At 63.4% G+C, this 10,105-nt stretch carries 8 protein-coding genes and 2 pseudogenes; 5 read left to right on the top strand and 5 right to left on the bottom strand.

Annotated elements, in window-relative coordinates:
* Positions 1–493: 493 nt before the first annotated feature.
* From IVA74_RS08725 to IVA74_RS08715, 3 genes are all read right to left on the bottom strand, one after another.
* Positions 494–973: a hypothetical protein gene (locus IVA74_RS08725; protein ID WP_247341707.1), complete on the bottom strand. Its 480-nt coding sequence runs from the start codon at positions 971–973 to the stop codon at positions 494–496.
* Between the two features lie 159 nt (positions 974–1,132).
* Complete coding sequence (locus tag IVA74_RS08720) at positions 1,133–3,316, bottom strand: hypothetical protein (RefSeq protein ID WP_247341704.1); 2,184 nt, start codon at positions 3,314–3,316, stop codon at positions 1,133–1,135.
* Positions 3,317–3,584: 268 nt separating this feature from the next.
* Positions 3,585–4,034: a CopG family transcriptional regulator gene (locus IVA74_RS08715; RefSeq protein ID WP_247341702.1), complete on the bottom strand. Its 450-nt coding sequence runs from the start codon at positions 4,032–4,034 to the stop codon at positions 3,585–3,587.
* 265 nt (positions 4,035–4,299) lie between these two features.
* On the opposite strand from IVA74_RS08715, the gene IVA74_RS08710 reads away from it, so the two are divergent.
* From IVA74_RS08710 to IVA74_RS08695, 4 genes are all read left to right on the top strand, one after another.
* On the top strand, positions 4,300–5,589 hold the full coding sequence (locus tag IVA74_RS08710) for an AAA family ATPase (RefSeq protein ID WP_247341699.1): 1,290 nt from the start codon (positions 4,300–4,302) through the stop codon (positions 5,587–5,589).
* 1 nt (position 5,590) lies between these two features.
* A complete protein-coding gene (locus IVA74_RS08705; protein WP_247341696.1) occupies positions 5,591–5,908 on the top strand; it encodes a hypothetical protein in 318 nt (105 codons plus the stop codon).
* A 631-nt stretch (positions 5,909–6,539) separates the two neighbouring features.
* Complete coding sequence (locus tag IVA74_RS08700; RefSeq protein WP_247341693.1) at positions 6,540–6,866, top strand: hypothetical protein; 327 nt, start codon at positions 6,540–6,542, stop codon at positions 6,864–6,866.
* Positions 6,867–6,963: 97 nt separating this feature from the next.
* Entirely contained in the window at positions 6,964–7,353 is a 390-nt protein-coding gene (locus IVA74_RS08695; RefSeq protein WP_247341690.1) for a hypothetical protein, read from the top strand.
* A 999-nt stretch (positions 7,354–8,352) separates the two neighbouring features.
* Here IVA74_RS08695 and IVA74_RS08690 read toward each other — a convergent pair.
* Entirely contained in the window at positions 8,353–8,631 is a 279-nt protein-coding gene (locus tag IVA74_RS08690) for a hypothetical protein (RefSeq protein WP_247341685.1), read from the bottom strand.
* 571 nt (positions 8,632–9,202) lie between these two features.
* Positions 9,203–9,426 (bottom strand): annotated as a pseudogene (locus IVA74_RS08685) (helix-turn-helix domain-containing protein); the annotation flags it as partial.
* 172 nt (positions 9,427–9,598) lie between these two features.
* On the opposite strand from IVA74_RS08685, the pseudogene IVA74_RS08680 reads away from it, so the two are divergent.
* Positions 9,599–10,105: pseudogene (locus IVA74_RS08680) on the top strand (transposase); the annotation flags it as partial.

Raw genomic sequence — 10,105 nt, 5'->3', positions numbered from 1 at the left:
CATCGCAATGCGCGCCGACAAGACCGACCAGAGCTTCACTTCAATGATCTATCTGGCCGCGGCCGCGATAAACTCCAGATGAATCCCAACAGACCCTAGTCTGGTCGAGAATTATCTGTGCGGTTACGTGCCTGTCCGCACGATGGTTATGAACGATCTTGCAGAGACCATAAGCCGTTCGTCGAGAGGTTCTTCAGGACGCTAAAGGCGTATCTGCGGAAGATCCGTGGTGCCGAACCAAGGGACGCCGCCAGCAAAAAAGGACCAAAGACGAAAGAAAGCAATCCGGCGAATCCCCTGACTATGAAGGAGGTCGAGCACTTCATCTGGCACTTCCCCGCGCGAATTATTTGCGAAAGGCGCCGCCGCCGGTGAGAATTCGACTTACCGACCGCCGCGTTCAGGGCAGCGGCGCGAATTTTTCGATGAGTGCTGGATGGCCCACCCCTTCTGTGAACGCCATCGCGCTGAGCTGTTGAGCAACAAACTCTGCTCAGAACGGCAGGTCGTCCACCGGCTTACCGTCGAAGCCGAGCGGCAGTCCGGTGGAAGCCGTCGGTTCGCCGTCGCGGTCACCGAGATGCACGTGACGATTCCTCAGGCGACGGAGCGTCGCCTTCGCCTGTACCACCGAGAACCCACGCGCCTGCAGGTCCATGAGGGCCCGGGCCAACAAGTCCTTGTCCGTCCAGGTCATCTCCGGAAGCCTCGCGTTGATCAACGCCCAGACTAGGGCCATGCCGATCTGGCTGGCCGTCGGCGCCTTGCGGCGGTCCATCTGATTCCGCCAGTGCGCGGTCCGGATGCGCGTCTGCGCCCTGACGACCTCGATCGGAACGCGGCGTAGCGGCTTGAATATCCTGGGATCCGGACGGCCGTCATGGTCTCGAAAGTGCTCCGCACGCCTGGTGCGGTCGAGCTCCGCGACCACCCGGTCAACGTCGGCGGGGGTAAGCTGCTGTTGCTGCTTCATGAGGTTTTCCTGTGGAACGCCGTACAATGCGCGTACATCGATACGGATTCCGACGGAGAGCGGCAAGGCCTTGGGGACCGGATCAACGGGCTCCGCAGGCCGTGACCACCTGGGGCCGCATGGCGCCTGCTGGCGGGACGCTGCGACCTGCGAGTGATCCTAGTGGACGGTCCGGCTGATCGGCTGACCGGTTGCCGCATGCCTCCAGACGTGGACGCGGCTTTCCGACCGGACCACGTCGCCGGCGCAGGCCCGCATGATCTCGACCGCTTCGAGGATCGGGTCGTCCGGCAGGTCACGCAGTTTCGCTCTTCCGAGGTCCGGATGCCGACGAGGCGGGGTGGTTTTGGCCGGGCGGTGCATGCCGGAGGCCGGATGAGAGGCCATGGGGACGGTCTGGATCACCGGATCTCGGCTCACGGTGGTGCAGGCGACCTCGCATTCGGAGGAAGGAAGCTGGGTGCTATAAGTTTCCTGTAGGGGACTTGCTATATATCTGGAAGCAGCGCGGAAAACGGACAACGCCTCCCCGACGCAGGCGTAAGCGGCTGTTTTCTTGAGGGTACCCGACTCGATGATCGATCTGACGATGGCCGCTTCGTCCTCGGGAAGACCGGCCTGGACGTGCGCTTCGACCACCTTGACGACCCTGGCGAGGGTCGCGGCGCGCCGCCCGGCCCCGGTCATCGTGCCGGCGAGTTTCTGTCGGGCGTCACCTTGGGCCTTCCGGGCTTCCGGGGTCTCGGCGCCGGTCAGCTTGAGGTCGGCGTAGAGGCCGCGATCGCGGAACCGGTTATCGCCGTCGTACTGGCGTGTCAGCCGCGATGGACGGTGCCGGGAGCGCCACTCGATCTGGCGCTTCAGGATACGGCGGACGGAGAACCCGTCTCCGACCTCGGAAAGGGCGCGGGGGGTGACGTGGCGCTCGGCCCAAGCCGCGAATTCGTGCTCTGAGGCAAGGGCCGCCTTGAATTCCGGATCCTTCGAGCGAAAGCCCGTGGTGATCTCCTGACGGACGATGTCGCGGACGCCCATCCACTCCCGCATCGATGAGGACAGATCCTCGACGGCAACGCCCCTGAAGGCGGCCTGACGCCGCCGCATCTCTTTTTCGTTGGTGCTGACGGTCGGCAGGCCGGCCACGAAGTCGCCCAGGTCGTTGAAGTGCTCATCGCTGCAGGCGATGCTGAAGAACTCGGAGAGCGGGTTCTTGGTCTTGCCGCTGTTGAGGTGGCCGGCGTCGGCGCCGAGGTGGATCAAGTGGCTCACCAGCGCCCGCTGCACCATGTTGAACTTGCGGATCGGGGCGCCGCGGCTGGCACCGCGCACGCCGACCTCGGCGCCGGGAGGTAGGATCCAGATCAAGTGCGGGTTCTCGACCTCGCCCTTGGCATTAAGGCGGTAGACGATGATGTTGGGGAAGAGCTTCGGCCCGAGCGCCTTGATCAGGGCCGCCCGCAGCGTGTCGAGATCGGGCCAGACGGTGTCGAGGTCGACCGCCAGCTGGCCGCGCACGGTCCACCAGCCGATGGTGAGGTAGGGCGCGTCGCGCAGGAAAATGGGTGCGATGCCAGTGTCGGAGGGGCGGAACACGGCGCCTTTGTGGTTTCCGTAGAGCGCATCCTTGGGCAGGCGCGCACTGTATAGCTCCAGGCACTTGATCTCGAGCTTGCTGCGCATCGCTGTCTTTTTGCCGTCGCTGCGGACGTAAGACGCGCTGAACGGTTCGTAGCGGCGGCCGGCGACTGAGCGCATGGGCGCGTCGTGAGTGAACTGCTCGAGGCGCTCCTTGACGCGCTGGCGCGCCTTGCGAGGGGCCTCGATCTTGGCGAGCACGTGGTCGGGGATCGTTTTGTTGCAGGCCTTCTTAGGCTGCGGCTCTTCGTCGTCGAAGTCGATACGGTTGGCCCACTTCATCCAGGAATTGATGTTGGCGGCCTCGTCGGCCTTTTCCTTGTCACCGGTGTGGCGCAGCCATCCGTCGGTGTGGCGGTCGGGTTCGGAACCCGACATGTAGCCGGTGGCAACGACGGGACCGGACAAGACGTGCTTGCGGCTACCGTCGAACAGCGTGACGGTCGGTCGGTGTTTGATGACCGGCCCGAGCGAGTCGTCGAGGTAGTGCCAGTCCCGGCGGCAGATGGGGAAGGCCTTCCTGCCAGACCAATCGGCGTCGACGTCCTCCATCTCGGCCAGGCGGGCGGCCATGCGGTCGAACACCGCATCTTCAACGACGTCATCGACGATAACGGCCGTGTTCCATCCGTCCATGTCGAACACGTCCCGCGCCGCGACGGGCGCAGCGGGGGCGACGTGGACATCGGTGGGCTGAATCGAGAGCATGCGACCCTGGGTTCGGAACCTGGCTCAATCCTTGAGCTGGAGCCGGCCATTGTCAATCACGAAGGATTCGAAAATCAAGAGCTGTTTCAAATATTTACGTGGATTGCTATGGGAAGCTAAGCCGCCAAGATGACGAATTAGGCCCGACCCCGGACTCATTTTCGAGCGGGACAATTCGAGTCTTGGAACGTCACGATCTAGAATTGATGGACCGAGAACAAAGCAAGTCCTTGAAAACGCTCAGGTGACATTACGAGACTCGAAGCTTTCAGTCGCCGGGGTCTGCCCTCTGGGACTTGGCCTCCCACATCGCGTGACCGGCCTCGTCGTCGAGGAACCGGTCGGGAACCCGGAACCCGAGCAGGGTCAGGTTCAAGTCGCACCACCGCGACCAAGCCGCGCCGAATTTCAAGGGTTCGCCTGCCTTGCTGATCGGCGCCGGCGCGTCGGGGTTGATCCGGCCGACCGGGTCGAGCCGCGGGTTGCGGGGGTCCGCCTCCAAAAACGCCAAAATCAGTTTCTCGATGAACCTACTGCGGCTCTCGCCCCGCTCGCGGGCCCGGACGTCGAGGAGCTTCAGCAGGTCGTCGTGGACCCGCATCATCAGACGGCCCTCCCGCAGTTCGTCGACGACGGGAGATATCGCTCGGGTCGCCTTCTTCCGGTCGCGCGTTGGACGCGGAAGGGCCGGTGGCGACTTGAATGAATCCTTCACCATGTTCCCAACGAGTCCTTGCCACTGTGTGTACGTTGTGATGACAATGCGCGCCTGCCGTACTTCGGCTGCGTGAGAGGTGATCTGACATGCTTTCGAAGGATTCGTCTAGCTCGGAAGCCGCCGCAGAACTGCTGCGCCTGATCGAGGAGGATCGCGCCGAAAGCGCGCCACCGCAGGAGGAGCGCGAATGAGGCCGACCGAGGTCGCCGACGTCCATCCCGCTCTCGGCCTGCTGTCGGCGGACCGCTGGGACGCCGCGTTCGGCATGATGCACGCCTGCTCGGAGCCGACGATCGGAGAGGAGCGCGGCCAGGCTCTGCTCGACGCCGTCACCGACCGCTCCGAGATGCGATCGCAGATCCGCTCCGTCGTGAACGTTTTGTACGCCACCGGTACGCCTGCGGGCGGCGCAATGGCCTTGGCCTGGTCGATGCTGATGTGCGACCCGCGCAAGCCGTCGACCTTTTTCTCCGTGCTGCCGCAGCTGCAGCACGAGCTCGACGAGGCCGACCTGCCCGGGGAGGTCGAGGACAATCTGCGGCTGCGCCTGCGCGTGTGGTGGCGGGCCGCCGAGGGCGGATTCACGACGTCGTCGCATAGCGTTTTCAGGCTCGCAGACCCCGAGGGCGAATGCTGGCCCGAGCCGGAGGTCACCACGCGGGTCGAGATCGATATGGAGAAGGTCGAGCGCCGCGCGCCGGCGGGCCCGACGCTGGTCGTGATGCCGAAGCATCGGTCGTCGAAGCTCAACAACTACAATCTGCACTACAAAGACATAGTCGACGCCGCGTTGCCGCTGATCGTCGTTCGCGACGTCCATGCGATCCGGACGGCGCTGTACCTGGAGTTTCCGCACGCGACCGCCGCGGTCAATGCGCTGACGCGCGACCTGCGCGACGGCAAGCCGGCCCACGTCAAGCCGGCCTGCCTGGTCGGCTCGGCGGGGTCCGGCAAGTCTCGGCTCGTGCGCAAGCTCGCCGCCCTGATCAGTCTGCATGTGCACCGCTTCGACGGCGCGACGTCGGACGGTCAATTCTCGGGTACCGCGAAGGGATGGTCGAACACCGAGCCCTCGGTGCCGACGCGCGCCGTGCGGCAGTCCATGACGGCCAATCCCGTCGTGATGATCGACGAGATCGACAAGGCGACCTCGTCGACCAACGGATACCTGCCGCACGCGCTGCTGTCGTTCACGGATCCCGAGACCGCCCTGCGGTACCGGGATCAGAGCCTGGATGCCGAACTGAACCTGTCAGTCGTGTCGTACATCGCCACCGCGAACGATGCCAAGCTGCTGCCGGGCATGCTGCGCGACCGCTTTCGGATGATCCGCATGCCGGAGCCCGAGCTGCGCCACCTGCCGCAGCTGGCGGCGAACGTCATGCGCGACTTGGCCGCCGAGGACGACGCCCGCGTCGGCGACACGCCGTTGGCGGGAGACGAACTCGCGGTGATGGGCAAGGCCTGGGCGAAGGCCGGGTTCTCGATGCGCAAGCTGAAGGCGATCGTCTTGGCGACGCTCGAGGCCCGAGACCAATGCCAGATGCGGCACTGACATGCAGGGTCTCAAGCAGGATCTGGAGCGAGACATCGCGGCCTATACGTGCGGCGAGACGCCGGCGCCGCACGAACTGATCGGAGCCCCGCACCTGGAGGAGTGGTGCTGCCTCGTCCGCGAGCGCGGCCGGGAATTCGTGCTGATCGTCAGCGGCATCGTCATGAAGCACCCGGAGATCGACGACGGCGCCATCGTCAGCAGCGGCGCGGTGGTGTGGGTCGATCGGCATTTTCGCTGGATCCGGACGCACAAGCGTCTGTGGTCGCTCGGCCAGCAGCGCGGCGAGCCGATTCCGCTCGACGGGATCGACCTCTGAGTGAAGCTAAAACGAGTTAGCTTCACATCAAATGTAGTCTTTCGCGCCGCGTGCTGAAGATTTTTTCGGCGTCCGCGACTTTCCGCTTTGAGCTATTCGTGACGCCTGAGAGGATTCACCTAAAGCTCCGTCGCAGGACTTCCTTCACCAAGACGAATGCCGGCGCCGGCCGAGCGGCCACGGCCGAGGAAGCTGAAGCAGCGGGCGACCTGACGGCGTCAGGCTTTCTTTTTTTGAAGAATCCGCTTTTCTTCAGCGGTCGATCGATGAGGCCAAGCGCCCGGCTTGAGCGCCGCGATCCTCGCGTTCACCATGATCCGGTTTACCTGGATTCCTGCTTCTCAGCCCATGGCTCTCAGCGGCCGGACGGGTAGTTCCTCCAATTCGCGACCTGATGATATAAAATCGGTCCGCAGCCAAATTGCCATCACTGGTGCCGTAACTTGATGACCTTAAACACCGATTTGGCTTTCCACATCCTTGACCTCTGCGAGCGAAGGATTCGATTGCTCGCAAAGTTTCGGCATTAGATAATCGACGTTGCGAGGCTGCTGTCGCTACGAACGCTTCTGTTTCGATGAAGTCGTGGCAAGTTAAACCTACGAGAATCGTACCCTAGTGAGGAGCCTACATGACCGTTCCAACGATTGGATCAAAAGAAGAGCTGTTTGCAAAGATCGGCGAAGCGCAGTGGAGCCGAGAGCTCGTGAAGCAGATCGCTAAGGACGTGGGTGAAGCGGTCATTGCGCACATCGAGATGATGTACCCTGCGGCCCTGACTGCGACGCCCGCCTCCTTTCCGCTCTCGGTCCGAAATTGCGTCTACAACGAGATCATGGCTGCCATTGCCGTCAACGATGCAGGCAAGATAGCTGCGCGGCTGGCGAACCGGAAACGCGAGCGTCGGCACCTGAGGACTACGTACCGGAAGGTGCGGGCAACAGCCCAGGCTAAATAAGTCCTTTGTCTGTGATGCGGACCGCACCCCGGGCGGCAAATGAGGCGATCGCTGTTCAAGCGGATTGGCGATTGGGTGCACGGTCTCGGCACCCGTGATGTCAAACCAAGCTGGCGCCAACGTGTCAGTCGGCGGCGCGATGCACAATGCCGCCTGCATCACTCTTCTCCGGACCCGGCGAGGCATGACGCCCACGCCCGTCGTTCTGATTGGGTGTTCGCCTCTCAGCAGCGCCATCTCCGCGAAAAGGGGTGGCGGCGGGGACTTCGCGGATAGCTCCGTTTATCCCAACTCGCTCAACAGGTATTTGCAGCGCATGCGCGCCGCCGGCGCCCTGAAGGGGCTGCCGCTGTTCAACCCTCACCTCGTCCGCAGCGCCATGGGTGGCTTCATCGAAGATAAGGTATCTGGCGTCGTGGCGTCGCTCGTTCTGGCGCACAAGCTGCCGGAGGCCGACGGCGAGGCGGCGCCCACCACGCGCACCTGACCTCCCAGCGAATGAACGACAAGACCGAAGGCATGCGCGTGTGGGCGGACGCCGTCGTCGACGCGTATCTGAAGATCCCGGAGCGAAGCTGCCGACGCCGAACGAGCAGAATCCCGCCAGCAAGCTCAAAAAGCAGAAGGCCCCAGACTGATCCGGGGCTTTGGATTCAAACTATCCGCCGCGGGCCGTCAGATTGATTTCCAGACCGCCGCATCCGGATCCCAGCGGTGCGTATGTTTTAGGCGTCATAGCGGACCTGCCTCGCGGATCTCCACGCGGACGCCGCTGATTTCGCGAGTACGGCAGCCGGTCTCCTCGACTGGACCCAATCGAAATTGAGCCAGCCGCAGGCCATGAAGACCGGCTCCAGGTCCTTGCGAATTTTATCGAATCTGACGCGGGTGACCTCGACGGTCTTCCGGGACAGGTATTCGGACGGCGCGGTGTCGTCCTTGTCGGACTGGCGGACCCGACGCGTCTTTTCGAAGAAGGCGGCGCCCTCGTCGGCGGCGCGCTTCCTCCGTGCCTTCAGATGATCGAGATGGTCGCCCAGACGGCCACGGCTGACTGAAAGGGCCGAAATGTGCGCCGATGCATGACGCCGTCTGCCAGCCGCCGCGGGGGCGGCGGTTGTCGGGGTACGCGATGAAACCGGTGTTCGCCAGATAGCGACCGCCGCAGCATAGGCAGGGCATCGTCGCCGTCTCGCGCCAGCTGAGCCTCGATCTTCGGGGCGCCCGGTCCGGTCTGGCGCTTAAGATCAAGGGCTTTGCTGGCTGCAGGAATGCCGTGCCGCGGCAGCAGCGCGGTCCGGAGCAAGTCGGCGTACTCGGTCAGGCCGCCGTGCGGCCTCGCACGCCGCAGGATGACCACAGATTGTGCGCTCGAAGCTGGCGATCAGCGCGTTGCGTCGTAGGCGCACCGCGACGCGCGCTGCTTCTGACGCTACGAGCCGGGTAGCCGTTGCCGGCGCCGGGCGCGAGTTCGATGTCGGTGTGATTAGAGCGAGTAGCGCGCCCGGACGCACGTGTACGACGCACCCGCGATTGCCTCGGCGAGGGTGTCGCGGTCGCCGTCGACTTCGATCGCATCGTCAATTTCGCAAACGAGATATCCAGCTTCGTCTCCGCTGAGCTCCTCGACGACCTCATATTGCGGGTTGAGCACGTCGGCTCCGCGGTCGCGATCAATCGCACGCACGGCAGCGATCGCGCTAATCGTCCCATCGGGCGCCGGAAACACATCGCGGCTGGTATTGCAAACTCCGACCAGATTCACTGCAGGCCTCCTCTTGCCGGCGACGGCCGGCTTCTAACGCCCCGAGCCCGGTAGCCTTTCGGCGCCGGGCGTTGGTGGGGATGTCGATAAAGTCAGTCGTCGGTGGTCTCGAGATGAGAAATCACTAAGATGCTTTCAGGCTTGCACTCAGCTGGGTGCCAGGGAGAAGGCTATCTCTGGAGAGGCCCTCTCTGCATTTGACCGCGAATGAGCGGCCCTGGCTGCAAACATTCGGCGACCGTCTCCAACAACGAGCAACCGCTCTCAGAATGGCGAATGCTTTAAAATAGACAGCGGCGCAAAAGTGAGCAAGCTGAGATATCCCTCTAAGTTAAGACGCATTAACTAAACGTGAGCTGACGATGTCTATAGCAAACGGTGAGGCACCCACCATGAGACGAGTCCGAGGCAGCGACGCCGGTAGCCGCCTCACCCAATAGATCAGTAAGAGCGGACAGATGACGTCGACGAAGAACATAACGTCGCAACGCGTCGGGCCTCCTTGCAGTTCGCACTGCCGTCTTTTAGGCCGCCCTCCAGCACTCGTCGACCGAGAGAACGCCTCGAACGCCTTAGTCGCGTTCGCCGCCAGCAATCCGTCAAGGTGTACTGCCCATCGTCCCAGCTTTGGCCGCGGCTGCACTTGCCGATCGTACTCGAAGAGGTCGCTCCCGACCTCAGCACCTTCCGAACCGTGTTCCGCGACACCTTCAGGTCACGGGCGATCTCCTTGATCGTCTTGCCCTTGATGAAGTGCTCGCGTCGGATCCGGGCGATCGTCTCCACGATCAGCATCCCCCACCACCTGCTTTGTTACGAAGCAGGCAGCGCAACAGACCAATCTGTAAGGGTTCATTTTTGGGCGCCTATCCCCCGGCTTAGGGCGCATTGCCTCACGCAGAATGTTACTGGGACAACTTCTCGCCGATGAATGCAGCAGCGCCACCAAATTGGTTCGGTGGCCTCCATGGCGGGAAAGATCAGCATGGGCGCGCGGCGCGAAGTGTTGTCGGCGGTGATGGAACGTTACCGGTCGGCCAAACGAGCGGAGAAGGGGCGGATCCTTGACGAGCTGTGCGCGACGACGGGCTGGCATCGCAAGCATGCGGTGCGCGCACTCCGGCGACGCGCAGCGGTTGGGCCCGGCGCAGTCGAGGCACCTCGAGAGCGCAAGCGTAGATATGGTGCGACGATCAGAGACGCGATGACGGCGCTGTGGGAGGCGTCGGATCGGGTGTGCGGCAAGCGGCTCAAGGTGATGATCCCAACCCTGCTGCCGGCGCTGGAGCAACATGGCCGATTGCAGCTTGGCCAACCGGACCGTGATCGTGTTCTGGTCATCAGCGCCGCAACCATCGATCGCCTGCTCGTCGATGTGAAGATCGCGGCGAGCGGCGGCAGGCGGCGCCGTGCCGGATTCTATTCGGCAATCCGGCGCGAGGTCCCGATCCGCACGTTCAATGACTGGAACAGC

Source organism: Bradyrhizobium sp. 132 (assembly GCF_023074185.1).
Lineage (GTDB): Bacteria > Pseudomonadota > Alphaproteobacteria > Rhizobiales > Xanthobacteraceae > Bradyrhizobium.
This window is presented reverse-complemented; position numbering and strand designations above follow the sequence as displayed.

Excerpts from the sequence above, each read along its gene's own strand:
- IVA74_RS08725 (WP_247341707.1), bottom strand. The coding sequence starts at position 973 with ATGAAGCAGCAACAGCAGCTTACCCCCGCCGACGTTGACCGGGTGGTC.
- IVA74_RS08720 (WP_247341704.1), bottom strand. The coding sequence starts at position 3,316 with ATGCTCTCGATTCAGCCCACCGATGTCCACGTCGCCCCCGCTGCGCCC.
- IVA74_RS08715 (WP_247341702.1), bottom strand. The coding sequence starts at position 4,034 with ATGGTGAAGGATTCATTCAAGTCGCCACCGGCCCTTCCGCGTCCAACG.
- IVA74_RS08710 (WP_247341699.1), top strand. The coding sequence starts at position 4,300 with ATGATGCACGCCTGCTCGGAGCCGACGATCGGAGAGGAGCGCGGCCAG.
- IVA74_RS08705 (WP_247341696.1), top strand. The coding sequence starts at position 5,591 with ATGCAGGGTCTCAAGCAGGATCTGGAGCGAGACATCGCGGCCTATACG.
- IVA74_RS08700 (WP_247341693.1), top strand. The coding sequence starts at position 6,540 with ATGACCGTTCCAACGATTGGATCAAAAGAAGAGCTGTTTGCAAAGATC.
- IVA74_RS08695 (WP_247341690.1), top strand. The coding sequence starts at position 6,964 with ATGTCAAACCAAGCTGGCGCCAACGTGTCAGTCGGCGGCGCGATGCAC.